Origin of the sequence: Myxococcus xanthus, assembly GCF_006402735.1 — a bacterium.
GTDB lineage: Bacteria > Myxococcota > Myxococcia > Myxococcales > Myxococcaceae > Myxococcus > Myxococcus xanthus_A.
The window spans coordinates 8,370,217-8,392,531 of the sequence record NZ_CP017174.1; the positions used below are offsets into that span (position 1 = coordinate 8,370,217).

At 69.7% G+C, this 22,315-nt stretch carries 21 protein-coding genes; 7 read left to right on the forward strand and 14 right to left on the reverse strand.

What is annotated here, in order from left to right; all coding sequences use genetic code 11:
• Window positions 1-16 precede the first annotated feature (16 nt).
• The 5 genes from BHS09_RS34450 to BHS09_RS34470 all read right to left on the reverse strand — a co-directional run bounded on the left by BHS09_RS34450 (window position 17) and on the right by BHS09_RS34470 (window position 5,364).
• On the reverse strand, window positions 17-1,411 hold the full coding sequence (locus tag BHS09_RS34450; RefSeq protein ID WP_140800169.1) for a di-heme oxidoreductase family protein: 1,395 nt from the start codon (window positions 1,409-1,411) through the stop codon (window positions 17-19).
• Between the two features lie 96 nt (window positions 1,412-1,507).
• Window positions 1,508-2,338 carry a hypothetical protein gene (locus BHS09_RS34455; protein ID WP_140800170.1) on the reverse strand — a complete coding sequence of 277 codons (831 nt, stop codon included), beginning with the start codon at window positions 2,336-2,338 and terminating at the stop codon, window positions 1,508-1,510.
• Window positions 2,339-2,481: 143 nt separating this feature from the next.
• Entirely contained in the window at window positions 2,482-3,069 is a 588-nt protein-coding gene (locus tag BHS09_RS34460; RefSeq protein WP_140795606.1) for an NYN domain-containing protein, read from the reverse strand.
• A 70-nt stretch (window positions 3,070-3,139) separates the two neighbouring features.
• Window positions 3,140-4,648, reverse strand: a complete 1,509-nt coding sequence (locus BHS09_RS34465) for an ATP-binding protein (RefSeq protein ID WP_140800171.1) — start codon at window positions 4,646-4,648, stop codon at window positions 3,140-3,142.
• Entirely contained in the window at window positions 4,645-5,364 is a 720-nt protein-coding gene (locus BHS09_RS34470; RefSeq protein WP_140795608.1) for a GTP-binding protein, read from the reverse strand. The genes BHS09_RS34465 and BHS09_RS34470 overlap by 4 nt, the downstream gene beginning before the upstream one ends.
• A 288-nt stretch (window positions 5,365-5,652) precedes the next feature.
• Between BHS09_RS34470 and BHS09_RS34475 the strand changes: the two genes are divergently transcribed.
• From BHS09_RS34475 to BHS09_RS34495, 5 genes are all read left to right on the forward strand, one after another.
• Window positions 5,653-6,189 carry a GNAT family N-acetyltransferase gene (locus BHS09_RS34475; protein WP_140795609.1) on the forward strand — a complete coding sequence of 179 codons (537 nt, stop codon included), beginning with the start codon at window positions 5,653-5,655 and terminating at the stop codon, window positions 6,187-6,189.
• Between the two features lie 249 nt (window positions 6,190-6,438).
• Window positions 6,439-8,145 carry a type IV pilus twitching motility protein PilT gene (locus BHS09_RS34480; RefSeq protein WP_140795610.1) on the forward strand — a complete coding sequence of 569 codons (1,707 nt, stop codon included), beginning with the start codon at window positions 6,439-6,441 and terminating at the stop codon, window positions 8,143-8,145.
• Window position 8,146: 1 nt separating this feature from the next.
• Window positions 8,147-9,256, forward strand: coding sequence for a type IV pilus twitching motility protein PilT (locus BHS09_RS34485; RefSeq protein WP_140795611.1), 1,110 nt, complete (start codon window positions 8,147-8,149; stop codon window positions 9,254-9,256).
• A gap of 36 nt (window positions 9,257-9,292) precedes the next feature.
• A complete protein-coding gene (locus BHS09_RS34490; RefSeq protein WP_140795612.1) occupies window positions 9,293-9,682 on the forward strand; it encodes a VOC family protein in 390 nt (129 codons plus the stop codon).
• 63 nt (window positions 9,683-9,745) lie between these two features.
• Complete coding sequence (locus tag BHS09_RS34495; protein ID WP_140800172.1) at window positions 9,746-10,309, forward strand: regulatory protein RecX; 564 nt, start codon at window positions 9,746-9,748, stop codon at window positions 10,307-10,309.
• A gap of 60 nt (window positions 10,310-10,369) precedes the next feature.
• On the opposite strand, the gene BHS09_RS34500 is transcribed toward BHS09_RS34495, so the two are convergent.
• The 8 genes from BHS09_RS34500 to map form a co-directional block, all read right to left on the reverse strand.
• On the reverse strand, window positions 10,370-10,573 hold the full coding sequence (locus BHS09_RS34500; protein WP_140795614.1) for a YtxH domain-containing protein: 204 nt from the start codon (window positions 10,571-10,573) through the stop codon (window positions 10,370-10,372).
• Between the two features lie 75 nt (window positions 10,574-10,648).
• Entirely contained in the window at window positions 10,649-11,020 is a 372-nt protein-coding gene (locus tag BHS09_RS34505; RefSeq protein WP_140795615.1) for a hypothetical protein, read from the reverse strand.
• A 113-nt stretch (window positions 11,021-11,133) separates the two neighbouring features.
• A complete protein-coding gene (locus BHS09_RS34510) occupies window positions 11,134-12,588 on the reverse strand; it encodes a S28 family serine protease (RefSeq protein ID WP_140795616.1) in 1,455 nt (484 codons plus the stop codon).
• Between the two features lie 156 nt (window positions 12,589-12,744).
• Window positions 12,745-13,413: a hypothetical protein gene (locus BHS09_RS34515; protein ID WP_237080008.1), complete on the reverse strand. Its 669-nt coding sequence runs from the start codon at window positions 13,411-13,413 to the stop codon at window positions 12,745-12,747.
• Window positions 13,414-13,604: 191 nt separating this feature from the next.
• Entirely contained in the window at window positions 13,605-15,350 is a 1,746-nt protein-coding gene (locus BHS09_RS34520) for a hypothetical protein (protein WP_140800174.1), read from the reverse strand.
• Window positions 15,347-15,949 (reverse strand): hypothetical protein, encoded by a 603-nt coding sequence (locus tag BHS09_RS34525; protein ID WP_140800175.1) that lies wholly within the window; start codon window positions 15,947-15,949, stop codon window positions 15,347-15,349. Before BHS09_RS34525 ends, BHS09_RS34520 begins: the two co-directional genes overlap by 4 nt.
• A 134-nt stretch (window positions 15,950-16,083) precedes the next feature.
• Entirely contained in the window at window positions 16,084-16,740 is a 657-nt protein-coding gene (locus BHS09_RS34530; RefSeq protein ID WP_174258977.1) for a DUF2231 domain-containing protein, read from the reverse strand.
• 95 nt (window positions 16,741-16,835) lie between these two features.
• Complete coding sequence (gene map, locus BHS09_RS34535; protein ID WP_140800176.1) at window positions 16,836-17,618, reverse strand: type I methionyl aminopeptidase; 783 nt, start codon at window positions 17,616-17,618, stop codon at window positions 16,836-16,838.
• A gap of 77 nt (window positions 17,619-17,695) precedes the next feature.
• Between map and BHS09_RS34540 the strand changes: the two genes are divergently transcribed.
• Both BHS09_RS34540 and BHS09_RS34545 read left to right on the forward strand, forming a co-directional pair.
• Window positions 17,696-17,974 (forward strand): LysR family transcriptional regulator, encoded by a 279-nt coding sequence (locus tag BHS09_RS34540; RefSeq protein WP_140795622.1) that lies wholly within the window; start codon window positions 17,696-17,698, stop codon window positions 17,972-17,974.
• An 88-nt stretch (window positions 17,975-18,062) separates the two neighbouring features.
• Window positions 18,063-20,288, forward strand: coding sequence for a TonB-dependent receptor (locus BHS09_RS34545; protein WP_237080476.1), 2,226 nt, complete (start codon window positions 18,063-18,065; stop codon window positions 20,286-20,288).
• A 3-nt stretch (window positions 20,289-20,291) separates the two neighbouring features.
• Here the strand turns inward: BHS09_RS34545 and BHS09_RS34550 are convergent, their stop codons facing one another.
• The gene (locus BHS09_RS34550; RefSeq protein WP_140795624.1) at window positions 20,292-22,280 is read right to left on the reverse strand and encodes an ATP-dependent DNA helicase; all 1,989 of its coding nucleotides are present in this window, start codon (window positions 22,278-22,280) and stop codon (window positions 20,292-20,294) included.
• Between the last annotated feature and the right edge of the window lie 35 nt (window positions 22,281-22,315).

Consider the following 22,315-nt stretch of genomic DNA (forward strand, 5'->3'; position numbering starts at 1 on the left):
GCCCCCGCGCTCGCCGTCAGAGCGAGCGCAGGAAGGCCACCAGCGCCTCGCGCTCCGCCTTGTTCAAGGACTTGAAGCGCTCACGGGCACGGGCGCCTTCGCCGCCGTGCCAGAGGATGGCCTCCTCGAAGCTGCGCGCGCGGCCGTCATGGAGCATCCGCACCTGACGGTTCACCGTCTCCAGCAGGCCCAGGCCCCACAGCGGCGGCGTTCTCCACTCGGTGCCGCTCGCCTCACCATCAGGGCGGCCGTCCGCCAGCTCCGGTCCCATGTCATGCAGCAGCAGGTCCGTGTACGGACGGATGCGTTGGTGAGACAGCTCCGGGACGTCGTCGACCGTGCCCGTGGTGAACTCCCGCTGGTGGCACGCCGCACAGCCCGCCTGCTGGAAGAGAACCTGTCCCTTCATCACGGCGGGCTCCAACACGTCGCGCCGCGCGGGCACGCCGATGAGCCTCAGGTACAGCGCCGTCCGCTCCAGGACGTGGCGCGACAACGCGGGCCCCTTGGCGGCCACCCGCGACAGGCAACCTTCCTGCTTCGCCGTGCAGTTGCTCTCCGGGTAGAGCGGTGACGTCAGCCCCAGGTCCTCGGAGAAGGCGCTGGCGACCTGTTGCTCCAGCGTGGGCTGGTTGGCCTTCCATCCGAAGCGGCCCAGCTCCGCCTTGCCGGAGTGGACACTGACCACCCGGTTCGGACGGCCGGAGATGCCATCCCCATCACGGTCTTCCGTATCCGCAAGGGCGAGGATGGCTTCATCCGGAATGGCCGCCAGCAGCCCCAACCCGAAGAGCTGGGAGGGGATGCGCGGCGAGAGCATCACCTCGGGAGCCAGCTTCCCATAGCCCAGTTGGGTGATGCGGTAGCGCGGCTGGCGCAGCGTGTACGGCGTCCCGTCCGCGTACTTCCCCTTCACGTCCGTATAGGTGACCTGGACCGTGCCCTCGGCGGGGACGCCCGCGGTGCCACGGTCATTGAGCTGCACGCCGTAGACGGGCTCGTGGTGCCCCGCGGGCGCATCCTTCGCGGGCACGCTCAGCCGGACGAGCAGCGGCGCCTCCGGGCCCACGTCGGGCAGCGGGCGGCCCCGCCCGTCCTTGAAGTGACACGCACCACACCCGGCGGCGTTCGTCAGCGGGCCCGCCAGCCCTTCTTCATGGGCGGCCCAGTCCCGCATGAACAGCAGCTTGCCTTCGCGCATCTGGAACCAGCGCGTGGGCGCCAGGTTCCCCAGCGCTCGGCCAAAGGCATTGTGCGAGGCGTCGAACACCGTGGTGCTGCCCCCCGCCAGGACCGCGTCGTCCGGGCGCCCGGGCACCTCCAAGGCGGCCACGCCTGGCGCCGTTGCGTCCTCCTGCCTGGGAGCTCCCGCCGTGAGCAGCAGGGCCGTCAACCACCACGATGCCTTCATGGGACGCTCTTCGGAGAGGGGGCTTGGAACTGGAATGACAACAGCCCGGAGCGGGCTTCCCCCCTGCGCCCGCTCCAGGCCGGAACGACGCGGCGACTACTTGCCGGCGGGGATGATGGACTCGCCGGTGATGACCGTCGAACGCGCGGTGGTCTGCACGTCGATGCGGTTGAAGTTGAGGTACGGGTAGTTGGACGGGCCCGTGATCTCCTCCTGCATCACGATCTGGTCGGCCCGAACCGTCTGGCCGTTCGGCAGCCGGACCCCCGGCTCCGCGACGGTGTGCTGCCACAAGCAGGCGCTGTGGAGCTGAGCGTTAGCGAAGCCCACGGTCATGCGGCACACCGTGTTGCAGTAGTTGCAGTTGGAGTACCCGTTCGCGTAGCAGGACGCCTCACACTGGGCATACGTCTGGTTGCGCGGGCGGCAGTTCGGCGTCCAGCCCGGGTTGGGGACCATGATGCCCACGGCGCCCGTGTCACCGCTGCGGATGCCACCCACGGCGGCCTGGAGCCGGCCGTTGTAGTACGCGAGCACGGAGTAGGTGGTCGCGTCACCAGAGCCGGTGAACGTCGCGGAGTACGAGGTGGACTCCCGCGACGCGTTGACGGAGGAGGTGCTGACCGGCACCTCCTCGGCGTAGGCGGTGAAGAAGTTGCGCTGCGCGCCGTCCGACACGGTCTCCGCCGTCCAGGCCGCCGCGGGCGGCATGTAGATGGCGACGCCGTTCTTGACGGACGGCTCCTTCTCCTGGCTGTCGATGCGAACGCCCTTCTCCGAGCCGCTCACCTTGGCCGCGCCAAGGCCACAGTGCTGGAGCCCCTGGAACTCCACGCAGTCGTCGGCGGCGTGAGCCTGGCTGAGCGGAAGTGCGAGCGAGAAGACGGCGGCCCAGAGGGCAGTTCCAACGCGACGAGACGAACGCATGAAAAACTCCTGATGACCCAGGGGGTATCCCTGAAATCAGGAAATGCCGATTCAAGCTTCATGCCATGTTTACCGCACTCTCAGAACGCACCGGGCTGTGACAAGAATCACCACAGCCCAGGCGAGTCATGTGACTGCCTTTGCTACAAGAACAGACCCGGGTCGAACTCGTCCACGTTGACAGGGAGCATGCGCGGCAGGGGCCGGTTGAACACCTTGGCGTTCAACTCCAAATCCAGAATCTTGAGCCCGGAGGGGACGAGTTCCCGGAAGCGCTGGCTGACGTATTCACGCAGGCCGAGCACGGCCACCTGGCGCTTCTCCTCCAGCATGGGCTTGAGCGCGTCCGCGAAGTCCGCGCCGTCATGGCTGGCGAGCACCACCGCCGCGCCAGGGCGCTGGGTGCGGATGTTCTCCAGCAGCTTCAGGATGCCCAGGTCCACCACCTTCTGGTCGGGGCGGCCGTAGAGCAGGGCCACATCGCAGCCGGCGGACTTGAGCGCGCGCACGAAGCCAATCATGACGTCCGGCAGCTGCTCTCCGCGGGCGTTGAGCACCACCACGCAGCGCACGGGCGCCGGGAAGTTCGTCTCACAGAAGGACACGAGCCGGTCGAACTGGACGCGGTCCTGGGACTCGGGCTTGCGTCCCACCACGTTGGACACAGCCCAGTCGATGTTCTCTGCGTCGATGAGTACGTAGGAGGCTGCGGGGGGGCGTCCGGAGAGCATGCGCGCGAGGATACGCGGGAGCCCTTCCGGCCGGGGAACTCAGTTCAGTCCCCCGGTGCGTCAGGTCGCATCAGAAGCGGTCGTGTCCGCTGGGCGACGGCGTGGGCGCCAGCGCGGAGAAGCCGCCGTGCTCCGACAGCGGCGGCTGGAGCGGCAGCACCACGGTGAAGCGAGAGCCCCGGCCGAACTCGCTCTCCACGGACACGCGGCCGCCGTGGCCTTCCACCAGGCTCTTCACGATGGCCAGTCCCAGCCCCGCGCCGCCGTGCTCGCGCGTGGAGCTGCCGTCCACCTGGTAGAAGCTCTGGAAGATGTTCTCGAACTGGTCCTCGCGGATGCCCATGCCGGTGTCTTCCACGCTCAAGCGGTAGCCCGGCGCGGCCAGCTCATTCTGCGCGGTGGCCTCCGACAACACCACCGACACCCGGCCCCCGGACGAGGTGAATTTCACCGCGTTGGCGAGCAGGTTCACCACCACCTGGCGCAGCTTGTCCGCGTCCGCGGCCAGGCGCGGCTGGGGCAGCGGCGGCAAGCGCACCTCCAGCTCCACGCCCTTGCGCTGCGCCTGGGGCGCCACGCTGGACACCGCCGTCTGGATGACGCTGCCCAGGTCCACCGGGCCCATCACCAGGCGCAGCCGTCCGGCTTCAATCTGGCTCAGGTCCAGGATGGAGGAGATGAGGTTGAGCAGCGACTCGCCCTTCTCCACGATGGTGCGCACGTAGAGCAGCTGCTCCGGGTTGAGCGCGCCGGCCAGGCCCTCAGCCAGCATCTCCGAGTAGCCGATGATGGAAGCCAGCGGCGTGCGCAGCTCGTGGCTCACCGTGCCCAGGAAGGTGGACTTCAGCCGGTCCAGTTCCTTCAGGCGGGTGTTGGCCTGCGCCAGCCGGGCGTTGTTGGCCTCCAAATCCCGGTGCGTCTCCAGCATCGCCTCGATGTGGAGCTGCGTCGCCAGGAAGGCGCGCTGCCCGCTGGCCACCAGCGCGGCCAGCACCTGCCCGAAGTGCACCAGCACCTGCGCCGCGGTGCGCTCGGGCACGCGCCGCACGCGGCCCACCAGTTCGTGCGCGCGTGACAGGTCCACCCCGGAGATGTCCGTCAGCGACGGCGGGAAGTCCGCCAGCTCCTCCGGCGTGAAGGGGCCCAGGATGACGCGGCCCAGCGTGTCGCCATCCCAGCACACCGGCATCACCAGGTAGCGCAGGCCGGTGAAGCACGGCAGCGCGATGATGTCCGCCGCCTCCGCGCCATCACCACGCGCGGGCCGGGCGCCCTGCACCGGAGCCACCGGTCCGTCCTTCACGCGGGCCACCGTGGCGGTGCAGCGCGAGCGGCCCTCCGGGAAGCCGAACACGTACGAGCAGAAGTCGCCGTGGCCCACCTTCACGTCGGCCAGCTTGCCGCCCGCGGTGTCCATCACCTTGATGCCCACGCGGTACAGCTCGCTGAAGCTCCGCACCACCTCCACGAAGGAGGGCAGGTCCAGCATGTCCGCCAGCGACAGCCTCCGCTGGAGCACTGACTCACGGCGCGAGGCGCCCACGCCGTCCGACGCCCCGTTGCCCGACGCGCCGTTCATCGCCCGTCTCCGCTGCGCGATTCATCCGCCGCGCGCCCGTACATGGAGGCCAACGCCGTGCCCGTGAGGTCCATGCGCCGGAAGATCTGCCCCAGGAACTCCGCCTCCGTCAGGCCCAGGTTGCGCGCCAGATGGGCGCGCATGTCGAGCCGCCGGTAGGCTGCCTGCGCCACCGCGTGGAAGGTCTCCAGCACGCCTTCGCCCCGCAGCGCCACCGCGCCCACCACCGCCTCGCCGCCACGCCGGCGCGACTCCTCGATTTCGGCGTCCGTCCGCGCGTCCGGCAGGTCCTTCTTGTTGAACTGGATGACCACCGGGACCTGGCTGGGGTCCAGGTTGTTCTCCTTCATGTTCTCCTGGAGGTTGCGCCAGTAGGCGTTGTTGTCCGCCGTGGCGCCGCGCCGGCTGTCCGCGATGAAGACCACCGCGTCCGCGCCCTGCAGGACGATGCGCCGGGTGGCGTTGTGGATGACCTGGCCTGGCACGGTGAAGAGCTTCACCTTCACCTTGAAGCCGGAGGACGTGGAGAAGAAGACGGGCAGCAGGTCGAAGAAGAGCGTGCGGTCGTCGTGGGTCTCCACGGTCAGCAACCGCCCTCGCACCTCCGGGGACGCTTTCGCGTGGAGATGACGCAGATTGGTCGTCTTCCCGCTGAGGCCGGGCCCGTAGTAGACGATCTTGAGCGTCAGCTCTCGCTGGGCGTGGTTGAGTTGCAAGGTGGGGCTCTGGCTGACGGTCGAGCGGAGGAGTTTGACGCCTTCGCGCCTGACTGCGGGTTTTTATAGTGGGAAGCGGCTCGGCACGGAAGGCCGGCAGGGTGCCAGGCGTGGAAGCGATGCTCATCCTCGGAATGGGCTGAACGCATGGCCGGTTCGACGAAATCCGGCTCCTCACCAAGGAGAGGAGGGCCTCTCCTCACTTCATGGGACAATGTGCGCGGAATCACTGCGTGCACCGGTGCCGCCGGAGCGGTTAGGATCGCAACTCGACGGAGGAGCAAGGCGATGACGATGAAGCAGGTGGACGCAGGCGTGGAGGTGGCCCCAGCACCGGTCCTGGATGTGGCTGGCCTCCCCAACGACCTGATGGCGGCGGTGAAGTTCGGCCTGCCCACCGACGAAGACATGACGGCGGTGGCGGACCTGCGCGCCAGCTCCGAGCCCTGGAAGACCCGGGGTGAGACGCTGGAGGAGAGCCTCAAGGCCCTGACGCAGCTCAAGCCCTTCATCCATGTGGCGAAGCTGCAAAGCCAGCTTGTCGGCTATGTCACGGTGGAGCGGGACGGCCCGGTTCCGGGCGCGGCGTACCTGCGCAACATCGTGGTGAAACCCGAGCTGCGCCGCAAGGGCCTGGGCAACATCCTGCTGGAGCAGGCGCTCAAGGCGGCCCGGGACATGTACCGGAAGACCATCGCCCTGCGGGTGGACCCGTCCAACTCGCCCGCGGTGAGCTTCTACCGCAAGGAAGGCTTCACCACGGTGGCCACGGTGGTCTCCAAGAAGTCCGGGAAGCTTCGCCTCCTGATGTCCCGCGAGCTCTAGGCCGCAGGACGTATTGCCTCCGGGCGGGAGGCCCTCCTCCCGTCCGCTGCTCCGAGCGGGCCCCTGGTGGGTCCCGGAGCGCCCTCCCCCGCCTTCCAGGTGACAGTCTCCGTCAGGCACGGACGATTTCCATCTGTCCGGAAGCAGGCGGGCAGTCCTGGGACAAGGGGTGGCCGAATTCCGCGCGATGTCGTCTATCCTGCGGTTCCCCCGCGCCCGCGCGCCGTCGCGGCTGAGCCGACATCCCGCATGAAATCGCTCGCAGAACTGTTGCGGCACCTGTCGCGTCCGGGTGTCACCGAGTTGACCCTGGCCACCGGACGTCCACCGATGATCCGCGGCGCCAATGGCTATGAGCCGGTGGACCCCACCGCCGCCACGGCCGAGGACATCACTCGCGCCCTGCAGGCCATGGTGGGCGTGGCCCGGGCCTCCACCGTCACGGAGACGCCGGTCCAGTGGTCTGTCAATGCCACCGGCCTGGGCTCGCTGTCCATCGCCGCCATGCGGCGAGGGGACCTCATCCACCTGCGCCTCAGCCGGGCCGCCGACGCGGGGGCCGCCGCCCAGGCCGCCGCCGCCACCGCGCGTCCCGCGGCACCTGCTCCCACGCAGCCCGAGCCCGCCGCGCGTCCCGCCGCTCCAGCGCCCGTGCAGGCCGCGGCACCGCCCTACCGGACGCCCGAGTCCGCCCCTGCTCCGGCCTACCGCACGCCCGAGCCCGCCGTGGCCCAGGCAGCCCGTGCGCCCGAGCCCGCGGCGGCCCGTCCCATGGCCGCGCCGGCCCGGACCTTCACGGGCGCGGGGCGCGAGCTGGCCGTGCTGCTGGAGGAAGGCCGCCGGGGCCTGGCCAGCGACGTGCACATCATCGCGGAGCGCCCGCCCCTCTTCCGCTTCGCGGGCGAGCTGGCGGCGCAGGGCCCGGTGCTGGACGCGACGACGGTGGAGAAGCTGCTGCTGCCGGTGGTGCCGGAGCGGCTGCGGCCGGTGCTGGAGCGCGAGGGCAGCTGTGACTTCTCCCTGGAGACGCCGGAGATGGGGCGCTTCCGGGTCAACGTCAGCCGGCAGCGCACCGGCCTCAAGGGCACCTTCCGCCTGATTGCGCGGGAAGTGCCCACGCTGGAGTCGCTGGGCCTGCCCGCGGACATCGCCAAGGCCACGCACCACCACCAGGGCCTCATCGTCATCACCGGCCCGTCCGGCCACGGAAAGACGAGCACGCTGGCGGCGCTCGTGGACCTCATCAACCGCGAGACGTCCCACCACGTGCTCACCGTGGAGGACCCGGTGGAGTTCGTCCACCCGCGCAAGCGCGCGCTCATCAGCCAGCGCGAGGTGGGCTCGCACACCAAGACGTTCGCCAGCGCGCTCAAGGGCAGCCTGCGTGAAGACCCGGACGTCATCGTGGTGGGCGAGCTGCGCGACACGGAGACGGTGCGCATGGCGCTGTCCGCCGCCGAAACAGGCCACCTGCTCATCAGCACCATGAACACGCCGAGCGCGGCGAAGACCATCGACCGGCTCATCGACCTCTTCCCTCCGGGAGACCAGCAGCAGGTGCGCCTGTCGCTGTCCAGCGGCCTGCGGCTCATCGTCAGCCAGCGGCTGATGGCGGGCGCGGACGGCAAGGGGCTGGTGGCCGCGGCGGAGGTGCTGCCGGGCTCGGTGTCGCTGGGCAACCTCATCCGCGACAACAAGACGTTCCAGATTCCGTCGCTCCAGCAGCGCGGCAAGAGCCTGGGCATCATCCGCTTCGAGGACTCGCTGGCGGACCTGGTGCGCGCTGGGAAGGTGAAGCTGGACGTCGCCAAGGGCTTCGCGGACAACCCGGACGAGCTGGAGGCGGTGGTGACGGGCAAGCGGTCCGGCGCCACCGTGGCCGCGCCGGAGACGCAGCAGGAGAGCGCGAGGCTGCTCAGCAAGATGGGCTCGCTGATGGGAAGGAAGGGCTCCTGAGATGACAACGCCCCGTCTGGCTGTCCTGTTCGATGCGCTGCTGGAGCAGAAGGGCAGCGACCTGCACCTGGGCGTCGGCTACCCGCCCATGGGCCGCATCCGCGGCGAGCTGGTGCCGCTGCGCGAGCAGCCCCTCACCGCGCCGGAGATGCAGGCGCTGCTCTTCGAAATCTGCTCACCGGAGCAGCAGCGGCAGATTGTCGAGGACCTGGACCTGGACTTCGCCTACAGCTACGGGACGAAGGCCCGCTTCCGCGCCAACTACTTCAACAAGATGACGGGCCTGGCGGCCGTCTTCCGCACCATTCCCAGCAAGGTGCTGTCGCTGGAGGACCTGAAGACGCCGGAGGTGGTGCGCAAGCTGTCGGAGCGCCGCAGCGGGCTGGTGCTCGTCACCGGCCCCACGGGCAGCGGCAAGTCCACCACGCTGGCCGCGATGATCAACTACATCAACAAGACGCGGCCCGCGCACGTGCTCACCATCGAGGACCCGGTGGAGTTCGTGCACGAGTCCATGCGGGCGCAGGTGACGCACCGGGAAGTGGGCCCGCATGCGTCCAGCTTCGCCACCGCCATCCGTTCCGCGGGCCGCGAGGACCCCAACGTCATCCTCATTGGCGAGCTTCGCACCAACGAGACGATGAAGCTGGCGCTCCAACTGGCGAGCTTCGGCGTGTTGGTGTTCGCCACGGTGCACACCAACAGCGCGCCGGCCACCATCGACCGCATCATCAACGCCTTCCCCGCGGACGAGCAGCAGCAGGTGCGCGGCATGCTGGCGGAGAGCCTGGCGGGCATCGTCGCGCAGCAGCTCATCAAGACAGCGGACGGCAAGGGCCGCGTGGCCGCGCTGGAAATCCTGGTGGGCGGGCCCGCCATCGCCTCCATGATTCGCGAGGGCAAGGTGTTCCAGATTGCCTCGAAGATGCAGGCGGGCCAGGGCCAGGGAATGCAGACGCTGGACATGCACCTGGAGCGGCTGGTGAAGGACGACGTGATTACGCCCGAAGCCGCGCTGGAGAAGGCCCAGGACAAGGAGAACCTGGCCAAGGTCATCTCCCGCCTCAAGCCGAACTGGCAGGTGCCGGAGTCCCTGAAGTCACTGGGCTAGCGCGCCACGGGCATTTCGAAGGACAGGAGCACGGACATGAAGAAGCCAGCGGTAGGGAGCGTGGGTTGGATGGACCTCACGGTGAAGGACGCCGTGGCGGTGAGGGACTTCTACAAGGACGTGGCGGGCTGGTCCGCCACCGGCCTGGACATGGGCGGCTACGAGGACTTCGTCATGATGCCCCCGGGCGGCGGCGAGACGCCCGTCGGCGGCATCTGCCACGCGCGGGGGCCGAACGAGGACCAGCCCACCGGCTGGATCCTCTACATCATCGTGGCGAACCTGGAGCACAGCCTGGAGCGCGTCACCGCGATGGGCGGCCGCGTGCGCGGGAAGATTCGTGGCGCCGGCCCCTCGGGCCGCTTCTGCCTCATCGAGGACCCGTCCGGCACGGTGTCCGCGCTCTTCGAGCAGGCAGGCGACTGACGGCTCGCACGCGCCTGGCGTTCCTTCCGGGTGTCGGACCTGGGTGGTAGACCCAGGTCCGACATGGATGAGGCGCGGGGAGGACAGGACAGGAAGAAGGAGCGCGGGCCCAAGCGGCCCCGGAAGGTGTCCCCCACCTATCTGGAGAACGCGGCGCTGCACTACCTGAAGCGTTACGCGGCGACGAAGAGCCAGCTGCAGCGCGTGCTCCTGCGCCGGGTGGACCGCTCCATCAACTTCCATGGCGGTGAGCGCGGCGAAGCGCTGGCCTGGGTGGAGGCGCTGGTCGCGAAGCTGGTCCGCAATGGCCTGCTCAACGACGAGGCCTATGCCCAGATGAAGGCGCACTCACTGCGCGCCTCGGGCCGCAGCACGCGGGTGATTGCCCAGAAGCTGCGCCTCAAGGGCGTCCCCGCGGAAGTCGTGGCGAAGAAGGTCGCCGACGCCACCCACGAGGTGTCCGAGGAAGATGCCGCGCGAATCTGGGCGCGGAAGAAGCGGCTGGGGCCCTTCCGCACGCAGCCCGGCACCCGGGAGGAGAATCGGAAGCGGGACCTGGCCGCGCTGGCCCGGGCGGGCTTCTCCTTCGGCATCGCGAAGAAGGTCATCGACTCCAGCCCGGCCTGAGCCGGTCCGGTGAAACAGCGGCGGCCCGCCCACTCGGAGCGGACCACCGCGCAAGCACGCTCAGTTGTCGGTGGCGTCTTCGATCTTGTCCCCGGCGTCCTCGGCCGTGTCCTGAATCTTGTCGCCCGCCTCATCCGCGGCGTCCTCGGTCTTCTCCACGGCGCGCTCGGCGTCGTTCTCCGCGCTCTCCCGCGTGTTGCGGTGACAGCCCGTGCCCACCACCAGAACGCCCAACGCCGCGGCCATCAGCATGTTCTTCAGCATTCGTTCATCCCTCCAGAAAGTGCGGCGGAAGATAGTCACGGCCGCCTGGACGCCAAGGAGGGGCTGAACACAATGTCAGAACACGCACATGAAGTCCGGCCCGCAGGTGCCCTGCAAGCCCTCGCAGAGGCAGTTCCAGTCCCCGCCACAGCGCATGGCCGGGCACACCTCGCCAGGCCCGCCGCCTCCAGGCCCGCCGCCTCCGGAGCCCCCACCGTCATCGTACTGGCAATAGAAGTCCACGCAGACCGCGCTCACAGCCTCGGGGCAGGCGACCTCGCAATGCCAGTCATCACCGCACTTGGCGACGGGACAGAAGAGGAGGCTCTCCGTGCGGGGCTCGCGCGAGACGAGCTCCTCGGAGGGCGGAGCAGCGACGGCGACGGTGGCGGACAGGCCCAGCAGGACGGCGACGGCCCAGGACGACTGCGCTGGCTTCGAAGGCATGGACAGGCTTCCTCTCGGGTGGCTGCGCAGGTCCACCACCAGGCGGAACCTCACACAGAGGGTGCGAGTCTACCACTCCCACAGCCACACCGCGTCAGAGGACGCCGCGCCCGCTACCGGGCGCGATAGGCCTTCATGCGCGCGTCGCTCGACTCGCGGCGCCGCAGGGCATCCATCCCCGTCGGGAGCTGCACCGGGGCGTCCGCCCACTCCGACAGGCGCCCGAGCAGGAAGCTCCGCTGCGGCTCCGGCAGCGCGCTCAGCGTGCCGAAGAAGCCGATGCTGTCATCGGCGATGACGCGGTACGCGTCGTTGCTCGTCGTGGTGCTGAAGGCGCTGGCGGACCAGGGGCTCAGGTCTCCATAGACGAGCAGCACCCGCTTGGCCTCGAAGCGGGTCCACGCCTCCAGCAGGCCACCGGACCAGGGCTCGTACTGCTTGCGCACGCCCGTGGGCGGGAAGCGCGTGGGGATGTGCTCACCCGCGTAACGCAGCAGCGGCCGCAGGTGCACCTCCGGGTAACCCGGGCCGCCCAACTGCGTGGCGCCCTGGTAGTAGAGCGGCGCCGACTCCTCCAGCGCCTGGTCGGAGAAGGTGAACTCCAGCGTGGAGACGTAGCTGAAGAAGGCGAAGAGCTCGTCCGCGCTCGCCTCCGGCGAGGGCAGCGCGTCACACGTCCCCGCCATGCCGTAGTACTGCCAGAAGATGAAGGGCACCTCGATGACGGCGAACTCGAAGGCGCGGTCCTTCCCCAGCGTGTTGAAGGTGAAGCCCTGGGCGTCGTAGCCATCCATGAAGGGCAGCAGCTCGTCGCGGCGGGTCAGCGCGGCGTACTGGAGGGACGCGAGCTGCTGGCGGCAGGCCGCGTCGCCCACCTTGGTGAGGATGAAGCGCCCGTGTCGCGTGTCATGGAGGCCCCGGTTGTGCTGCGCCGAATAGGTCACCGTGGCGTGGACGTCGTTCGGGAAATAGAAGCGGTGGGCCAGCGCGGCGGTGCCCCCCTTGAAGACGCCGGTGGACAGCCAGCGCCCGCCGTACAGCGGCTTGAAGGCCTCGACGAGCCGGTGGGCATCCGCCGCCGCCTGCCACATCGTCAGCTTCCGCCAGTCCATGTCGGCCGGCTTGGACGCGCCGTAGAAGCGGTGCTCCACGGTGAGCTGGTTGCCCTGGAGCAGGTCCGTGGGCTCGGCGGGGATGGGCTCCTCGAAGATGGCGGTGCCTTCCGTGTCCAGCACCATGGGCGCCGTCTCCGAGCGGTGCATCAGCGTCACCCGCTGCGGGAAGCGCGTGCCCCAGGGGCGCAGGTGGTCCACGGGCTGCTCGTAGTCCATCGTGAAGAAGCGGAAGCCGTTGACCTCGACATCGGTCAGCACCGTGAGGCCGGCGATGGACTCCAGCCGGGTGCGGATGTCCGCGCTCGACAGGTCCACGGAGACGGGCGCGGGCGCGGTCCCTTGCTCCAGCGACTCCAAGCCCTCCGTCGTCGAGCCGCCACAACCGAGCAGCCATGCGCCGAGCAGGCCGCCCACCGCGAACCCCGCCCAGTTCCGCTTCAGCCCGCTTCGCATGGTGTCGTCCCTCAGGTGTCCGTTGAAGCCCTCGAAGATAGCAGGCCAGGGCCCACACCACACATGAAGCGATTGGGCACAGCATGCCTACATATCGGTCCCGCACAACGAGCGGTAAGGCAGACTATTTCCAGAAACGGCATACAGCGCCGTGACTCAGGGTCCGGGCTGCCCCTGTTCGAGCAGGCCCTCGCGCACCAGCGTGAAGACCGCCTGCCCACACAGGCCCTGCACATCCGCCGTGGCACGCGCCACCCGAACGACATAGCGCACACCGTCCAGGGTCAGCCGGGCCGGCTGTCCTACCTCGGCGGTCACCGTGGTCCCCGGGCCTTGCGAACGACTCGCGTGAGTCACGCGGAGTTGGACGTCCAGCGCATGCGTCCCATCCGCCAGCGTGCAGCCCGCGTCCTCCCAGCGGAAGTTCAGCTCCGGAACGAGCCCAGGAGGAAGCAGCACGTCACCCGCGATGGTGGTGGGAGCATTCGGCACCGTGAGCAGCAGCAGCCGGCCCTCCGCGTCCCGCAGGGTGTCCCCCGACAGCAGCACGGGAAGCTCACCATCCTCCTTCGTCGGACAGGACGCGGGCTCGCGATGGCTGGTCCACTGAACGACCTGCCCTGTCAGGTCCGACAGCACGTCCGGCACCTGGAGGCTGTAGCTCACTCCGCCGCGCACCGGCCCCGCCTCGTACTCCAGCACCGAGGCCCACCGGTCCTGGTGCCGGTACGCGCCACGCAATTGCCGGGCGACGGTGAAGCGGCGCTCCAGCCGCGTGTCCGTGCGCTGCTGCACCGCGTCCTCGGGCTCTTCCTTGAACGCCACGTCCACCTGGGCCGCGCGCCAGACTGGGACACACGGGCTCTCGCGTTGGAGCGAGGCCAAGGCGCGCCCGGCGTCGGGGACTGGCTCGGAGCACTTCATCTGGCAGCCCATCAGGCCGGCCAGGAGGAGCCCCGCGGCCCCATGCGCCCATCTCGCCGGGGCGCGACAACGTCCCGGACGAGGTCGCAGACTCAAGGGCACTCAGCGTACAGCGTCGTGCCGTCGGTCGACACGTAGAAGTCCTGTCCCTCCACCTGTCCCCGCGCCCGCAGCCGCTCCCGCGTGCGCTCCACCGTCAGACGCCGCGCCGCGACGGGTGGCTCCGCATGGGGCACGCGCGGCTGGAACCGCACCGGCCCACCCTTGTCGTCCGGGGCGTACCTCGTCAGCAGCGCACGGCGGGTGCCGTCGTCCGCGTCGCCGTCGTCCAGGAAGTCCAGCTCCACGGCGCCCCACTCATTCACATCGCAGTCACACGAGCCGCACCCAGGGAAGCCGCATCCCAGGAAGCCGTTCCGGCAGGAGACACACTTGCTCTTGGGGGACGCGCTACACGCCGCGCACGCATTGCCTCCAAACGAGTACGTGTGCGAGCCCGGCGAGCCCACGCCGAGCATCTGGTAGCGGTAGTTCATCACGCTGGCGTGCACCACGCTGGTCTGCCCCGGCACGTCGTTGCCGTTGTGGTCCAGCGCCAGGTTGTGGCCCAGCTCGTGGATGAAGGTGCCACGCTGTTCCTGGATGCTCGGGCTACTCCAGCAGCCCAGGCTGATGATGAGGTCATTGCCCAGCACCTCCGCCTTGCCGGATGAACACGACGTGCTGCTGCCCTGCCGGTAGGCCCACACCGCGTAGTGGAAGTAGGGCCGCCGCTCCGGGTTCCCGGTGGAGAACCCGCCCTGCTTCAGCGAATAGAAGTCCACGCCGCCGCTGCACGCGCCGAAGCACACCACTTCATGCCAGGGCAGCGCGCTGTCGATGAAGGCATGCAGCCGCGCGCCCGCGTCCCGCGCGAACACCGCCGCCGCGTCCGCCACCAGCCCGGCATAGGGCTTTCGCGTGAGATAGGGATTGGTGGGGTGCTCCATCCAATCCACCTCCACGTAGAGGTCCTTCACCGTGGGGCTGCCCCACTCGGAGAAGGAGAAGCCGTCATTGCCGAACAGCTCCAGCGTGTCCGGTATCCCATCCCCATCCGAGTCCTTCGAGTCCGGGTTCATCCCCACCAGTGGCTCCAGGGCATTGGAGATGCCGTCCTCGTCCTCGTCGTTGTCGCTGAAGATGGTGGACCACAGCGCGTCATCGTGGACGAAGCTGGCCGTGCCCGTGCTTCCGGGAAAGCGGCCCACCACCACGCGCTGGGCGCCCGCGTTCTGTGTGCTCGCCGCGACGACCAGCGGGTAGGAGCGAGGCCCGCTGTCATCGTCGTGTTGCAGGTACTCCGCGTTGGAGCGCAGCAGGAAGACCAGGTGGTCCCCCGCGCCCGGCGTCGTGGACGTGGCCCGGAAGGTGTCCTTCACGTTCCAGGCGAAGCTGAGCGGCACGCCGCCGAAGGGCTGGTTGCTCAGGAGGAGCTCTCCGTTGCGATACAGGCTGGCCGTCCCGCCGCGTCCTTCCGCATAGGCGCGCACCCAGACGCGGTAGAGCCCGGAGTCCGGCGCGGTGAACGTCACGCAGGAACGCGCCGCGCCCGCGCAGTCGTCGCCCATGGCCACCTGGCTCCAGCCGCCCCGGTCCCGGAGCACGTGAAGGACGGTGTCCGGCGCGGTGCCCGTCAAATCCCGCGTCTCGAAGGTGTACGTCTGCCCCGCGTCCAGCCACGTGCTCAACCAGATGAAGCTGCCCCAGTCACGCGAGGCCACGTAGTGCGGCCCGGCCAGCACCAACGCGGGCGCCAGCAACACCAGCATGAGGAGACTCCTCGGAAGCGTCGTCATCGCGTCTCCTCCGCGTGGAAGAACGCTTCCTTGAAGGCGTCGTGCTGACGCGACTTTTCCTCTGGCGGAAGCGACCGCCACTTCACCTGCTCCACGGTCAGCGCCTGTTGGTAGCGCGCATCCACTTCTCGCGCGCGGAGGTCCTCGGCCGAGGGCTCCGGCGGCGTGGCCAGCTTCGCCACCAGGTTCAGCGCCGCCAGATAGCGCCGCTCCTTCACCACGCGCGCTTCGGGCGTGGCGTCCATGAAGGCGCGCTCAGTGCGCGTCACCAGCACCGCGAGGTCGTCCACAGGCTCCTCTCGGAGCAAGGCCAGTTCGTCAGGTGTCAGCGGAACCAGCGCTCGCGCCGCGAACCGCTCCCATTCCGGCGTTTCGTCGCGAAGGCTCGCCACCTGTACCGCGCGGCCGGTGTCATCCTTCGCGGGCTCGACGTGGAAGCGCGGCCCGGCGGCGACCTTGGGTGGCGATGCGGGAGTCCGGGCGACTTCGGGCGGTGTTCCTTCCTTGCCGAGCGCCCACTGGGGAACCAGCCACGAAGCACCTGCTCCGACCAGCATGATGCCCAGCACTACCGCTGCGACTTCCCCTCGTGCGCGCATGCGTCGTCCCCCACTCGATGGCGCGCAGCTCTAGCGCCATTTGCATGGGACGGCAAACCCACCCCGCAGCAGTCTGTGCAGGGGCATCCACGCCACACGGAAGTGTCATGACATGGACGCCGGACGGGTGGGCGCTACGCCTGAGGAATGGGGCGACCCGGGCCGTGGAACACCACGACGGGCGCGGGCAACGTGAGCGATTCGTCCTCTGGCGTCGTGCCCGTGGCGCCCTTCGCGAGTGGATGCCCACCGGCGAGCACCTCACGCATACGTGTCACCAGCCACTGCGCTCCACGAAGCGCGTCACGCACCAGCAGTAGCGGCGCGTCGCGTGACAGCAGCGCGGGGGAGGTCGCCTTGCTCGTTGAATCGGGCTGTCCCACGCCCAGCTCGTAGACCATCTTTCCTCCGAGCGTCGCCGTGCAGAGCGCCAGCCCACAGGCGCCCAGCGCCAGCGCCACGGTGGCCGCGGTGGGCTCGCGCCGCAACCGCCACACCGTCACCCCCAAGGCACCGAGCAGCACGGTGGCATTGCCCACGCCATGCAGGAACGTCATGTCCCGGGCACGCGGCGTCTCCAGCCGGACCTCCTGGCTGGCCGCCAGTCCCGACACGCCCGCGAGCAGGCCGCCAATGGAGCCTGCCACCCAGATGCGGCGTGCCACCCGGGCCCAGGCGCCGTCGCCTGTCGTCACCGAGATGAGGTCCGCAACCGCCGCCGTGGGCAGCAGGGCCAGTGGCATGTGCACCAGTGCCGGGTGCAGCTCGTACAACAGCATCTCCTTCTTCATCGCGCGGCCTCCTGCCCTCGTCCTCCAAGGGTAGGCACCCCGAGGACCCATGGCAGGGACGGCCGCCTGCCCGCCCTCCCAGGGCGGGGAAGCGTTCAGCAGGCGATTTCGAGCGAGAGGGCGAGCTCGGGCTGGGTGAGCACCTCGCAGCCGTCGGGGGTCACCAGGATGGTGTGCTCGAACTGCGCGGACAGGCTGCCGTCCTCCGTCACCACCGTCCAACCGTCGGCCAGGATGCGGATGTCCGGCCGGCCCAGGTTCACCATGGGCTCCACGGTGAGGACCATGCCCGAGCGCAGCTTGATGCCCGAGCCTCGCTTGCCGGTATGGGGGACGGTGGGCGGCCCATGCATCTGGTGGCCGATGCCATGCCCGCCGAACTCCTCCACCACACTGCAGCCCTCCTTCTTCGCCAGCTCCTCGATGGCCGCGCCGATGTCTCCCAGCCGCGCGCCATGGCGGACGACGGCGATGCCCGCGTCACGGCAGCGGCGCGCGACGTCCACGATGCGACGGGCGTCTTCGGACACCTCCCCGATGAGGAAGGTCGCGGAGGTGTCTCCGTGGAAGCCGTCCAGGCACGTCGTCACGTCCACGTTGATGATGTCCCCGCGGACCAACTGCTCACCTGCGTTCGGAACGCCGTGACAGACGATGTGGTTGCGGCTGGTACAGACGGTGGCCGGGTAGCCCTTGAACCCCAGCTGACTGGGCTTGCCACCCCGGCGCGCCGTGTCCTCGCGAACCCACTGGTCGATGTCCGCCGTGGTGACACCAGGTGTCAGCTTCGAGGCAACGAAAGCCAGCGTACCGGCGGCTGCCTGACTCGCTCGGCGCAGACGTTCGACGTCCGTGCCCTTGAACAAAGGAATGCTCATGGCCGCCAAGGTGAGGGGCCGGGGTGCCTGGCGTCCAATGCTGTTTCGGTATGGCCAATAGCGCTAGAGTGGCGAACGTGAGCCTCACGCACATCCAGTCCTTCGTCGCCGTTGCCGAGGAATGCAACGTGGGCCGGGCCGCGCGCCGCCTGCACCTGACGCAGCCGCCGCTCAGCCGTCACATCCAGGCGCTCGAGGACGAACTCGGAGCACGGCTCTTCGAGCGGACCCGGGGTGGCATGCGCCTGCTCCCCGCGGGCGAAGCCTTCCTGCAGCACGCGCGTCGCATCCTGGCGGAGGTGGACGCCGCCATGCTCACCGTGCGGGACGTGGCGGGCAGCCGCGCCGGCGGATGACGCAGCCAGGTCCGGTGCGAGCCTCGGCCTCTTGAGTCTGGAGCGTGCGTTCAACATCGGACGGACAGGTGCCTCCTTCGGCGGCGTCATGCGCCCGACGACCTGGGACCGGGTTGTCGGGCTGCTAGAGCGAGCATCGATGCCCGACCTCCTCGTGACTCATCGGAGTCCTCACGTGCGTCCTATCCGGGTGCTCGCGCCCCTGCTCTGGGTCCTCGCCTCCTCCACGGTGATGGCGGCGCCGACTCCTGAGGCTCAGGAGGTTCCCGACACGAACGGGCAGCCGCCGGCAGACGCGCCCACGCGGGAGCCGACGGAGGCAGCGGACGCTGACGCTGGGCGGACCGTCGTCACGGGCTCGCGGCGTCCCAGGCCGGCGCGGGACGTGCCCGCCACCACCACGGTCCTCCCCCGCCCGGAAATCGACCGGAGCCCCACGCTGACACAGGACGCGCTGGTCCGCACCGTGCCCTCCGCCGCCACCTTCCGCCGCACGCCCAGCCTCGTCTCCGACCCGACGGCACAGGGACTCAACCTGCGCGGGCTCGCGCCTTCGGGTGTGGCGCGAAGCCTCGTGCTGCTCGACGGCATTCCCGTCAACGACCCGTTTGGTGGCTGGATTTTCTGGCGCTCGCTGCCACGGCTCGGACTCGAGCGCATCGAGGTCGTCCCCAGCGGAGGCTCCGCCCTCTACGGCAGTGGCGCGCTCGGCGGTGTCGTGCAGCTCGTTTCACGCGACGTCACCGGAACGCAGTTCGACGCGGATGCCACCTACGGCAACGCGCATACGGGCATGCTCGCGGCACGCGGGGCGGAGGCGTGGGGCCCCGTCCGCGCCTCGCTGGAGGCAGAGCTGCTCAACAGCGACGGCTACCCCATCGTCAGTGCCGCCCAGCGCGGCGCCATCGACGCGGACACGCCCAGCAGCCATGCCGTCCTCAACGGGCGCGTCGAAGCGGATGCCACCGATGCGCTCACCCTCTCCGCTCGCGCCGGTCTCTTCCGCGAGAACCAGAACGGCGGCACCCAGCTCACCACCGCGCGCGTGGAGCTGGCGCACTTCGGCGCGGGCGCACGGCTGCGCACCGCGCACGGCGGCACCTTCACGCTGGACCTCTTCGGCCGCGTGCAGCGCTTCGAACAGGACCGCGCGCGCATCACCCAGGACCGCTCTTCCGAGGCACTGGCCGCCAGTCAGGACGTACCGGCCAACGACCAGGGCGCGTCCCTCGTCTGGACCGGCCCGTCCTGGACAGCCCTGGGCACGCACGTCCTCACCGCCGGCCTGGATGCGCGCCGCATGGCGGGCACGTCCTGGGAGCAGCTCTTCCCTCCCGCGCCCTCGGAGACCTCCCTCCGCCTGCGCGACACCGGAGGCACCCAGCTGTCCGGCGGTGTCTTCATCGAGGACCTCTACACGCCCTCGCCCGCACTGGAGCTCAGCGCCGCGCTCCGGATGGACGTGTGGCGCAACCAGAACGGTGAGCAGCGTCTGGAGCGCGCCAACGGCGCGGTGGACACGACAAGCTTCGACGACCGCACCGAGCAGCAGCTCAGCCCACGGTTGGGCTTGCGAGTACGTCCGTTGGAAGGGCTCACCCTGCGCGCCTCCGCCTATCGTGCGTTCCGCGCCCCCACGCTCAACGAGCTGTACCGCCCCTTCCAGGTGGGCACCCTCCTCACCGCCGCCAACGCCAACCTGGGCGCGGAGCGGCTGTGGGGCGCCGAGGCCGGCGTGGAGGCCGAGTCCTCCTCGCTGGGCCTCACCACGCGCGTGACGGGCTTCTGGAACGTGCTCGACGACCCCATCACCAACGTCACGCTGGAGCAGCCGCTTCCGGATGGATCCACGCGCCAGCGGGAGAATCTGGGACAGGCGCGGGTGCGCGGCGTGGAGGCGAGCGTGGACTGGAAGCTGGCACGTCAGTGGACGGCGCTGCTCGCGTACACCTTCGTGGACCCCGTCGTGACGCGCTCGCCGGGACAACCCGGGCTGGTGGGCAAGCAACTCGCGCAGGACCCCCGACACCGGGGCACCGCCATCGTCACCTTCCACGACCCCGACATCGTGACGGCCACGGTGCAGCTTCGCGTGACGGGCGCTCAGTTCGAGGACGACCTCAACGAGCGCCCCATGGGCGGCTACGCCGTGGTGGACGTGTCCGCCAGCCGCCACCTCTTCTGGAAGTTGCACGTCTTCGGCGCGGTGGAGAACCTCTTCGACCGCGAGTACCTCGCGGGCCGCGCCGGGGTGGACACGTTGGGTCCACCCCTGCTGGCGCGCATCGGCCTGCGGCTGCGCGACGCGCCCTGATGCTCAGCGGAGGGTGCGCACCGGCCGCACCGGTCCGTTGAACCAGCGGCTCAGCGACACCACGTCCTCCATGCGGCGTGCGGGCGGGAGGCTGTCGAGGAAGACGCGGCCATACGCCTTCGTCACGATGCGCCGGTCCAGCATCGCCACGATGCCCCGGTCCGACTGCGTGCGGATGAGCCGGCCGAAGCCCTGCCGCAGCGCCAGCGCCGCGTGCGGGAGCTGATACAGCTCGAAGGGCTCCTCGCCCCGCTGCTGGAGCTGTTTGATGCGCGCGGCCACCAGCGGGTCTCCCGGCGACGCGAAGGGCAGCCGGTCGATGATGACCAGGCTCAGCGCGTCACCCGGCACGTCGACGCCCTCCCAGAAGCTGTGCGCCGCGAAGAGGACGCTCGGAGTCTCGCGGAAGGCCTCCAGCAGTTGCTGCTTGGGGCGCTCGCCTTGCAGCAGCGACTGATAGGGCAACCGGGGCGCCACCAGCTCATAGGCCCGCACCATGTTGCGCAGGGACGTGAAGAGCACGAAGGCGCGCCCACCCGTCACCTCGCAGAGCCGTTCAATCTCCTCCGCCGCCTCCTCGATGAACCCCGGGGCGGCCGGGTCCGGCAGGTGCGTAGGCAGGTACAGCGCCGCCTGTGACGGGTAGTCAAAGGGACTGGGCACCGCCAGCGTCCGCACGCGCGTCACCGGCTGGCCGTCCTCGCCGTACAGGCCCATGCGGTTGGCGAAGAAGTCGAAGCGGCTGTCGGCCGCCAGCGTCGCGGACGTGTACACCACCGTGTCCAACGCGCCGTACATCCGCTCGCGCAGCTCCTTCGCCACGTCGATGGGGCTGGCGCGCAGGAAGAGGCCCTTGCCCCGCTGCTCCGCCCAGTAGACGTGGTCCGAGGACTCGGCCTTCTCCAGGAAGGAGAGCTGCTCCTCCATCTCGTCCGAGCGGCGGGTGATGGCGGCCAGCTCCGGCTCGCGCTCGCCCACCGTGAAGGCGGACAACGCGGCCAGCGCGTCACGCACGCCCTCCAGCGGCGTGGACAGCTTCGCCATGACCTCCGAGCGCAGCGCCACGGAGGCCTCGTGGCCGGACAGCCCCAGCGCCCGGGGCGCCTGCGCGAAGAGCGCATCCGCCCCCGCGCGCAACCGGGCCGCCAGCGCGCGCAGCATGGCGTGGCGGGCGTCGTCCTCCTTCAGCGACGCCACCGCGTCCCGCGCCAGCTCCTCCAGCCGGTAGTTGGACACGCTGCAACCGAAGTGGCCGCTGGCCGCGTCTTCCAGCGCATGGGCCTCGTCGAAGATGACGGCCTCGTACCAGGGCAGCACGCCCTCGGTGCGCTTGCCGGAGCTGCGCAGCGCCAGGTCCGCGAAGAAGAGGTGGTGGTTGACCACCAGCAGGTCCGCCTGCTCCGCGCGCTTGCGCATGCGCGTGACGAAGCACGTCTCGTACTGCGGGCACTTGGTGCCCACGCACGTCTCGGACGTGGTGGACAGGCGCGACCAGGCGCTGAAGGACTCGGGCAGGTCCAGCTCGCTGCGGTCGCCGGTGTCCGTCTCCTCCGCCCACGCCTTCAGCTTGGGCCAGTAGCGCGACTCCTCGCGCGAGCCGAACTGCGGCTCCTTGGAGAAGGCGTCATAGCGGTGCAGGCAGAGGTAGTTGCTGCGGCCCTTGAGGTACGCGGCCTCGAAGCGCAGGCCCATCTTCTCCCGCATCAACGGCAGGTCCTTGAAGAAGATCTGGTCCTGCAAGGTCTTGGTGGCCGTGGACACGACCACCCGGCGTCCCGACAGCAGCGCGGGCACCAGGTAGGCGAGCGTCTTGCCCGTGCCGGTTCCCGCCTCGGCCAGCAGGTAGCTGTGCTCGGCGAAGGCCCGCTCCACGGCGCGCGCCATCTGAAGCTGCTCCGGGCGGTGCTCGTACGCGGGCAGCGCGACCTCGAGCGCGCCTCCCGGACCGAGCAGGCTGTCGACGGACGGAGGGGTGGAGACGGAGAGCGACATCGGCACCGAGGGGGAGACGGGAAGCGGCCGGACAA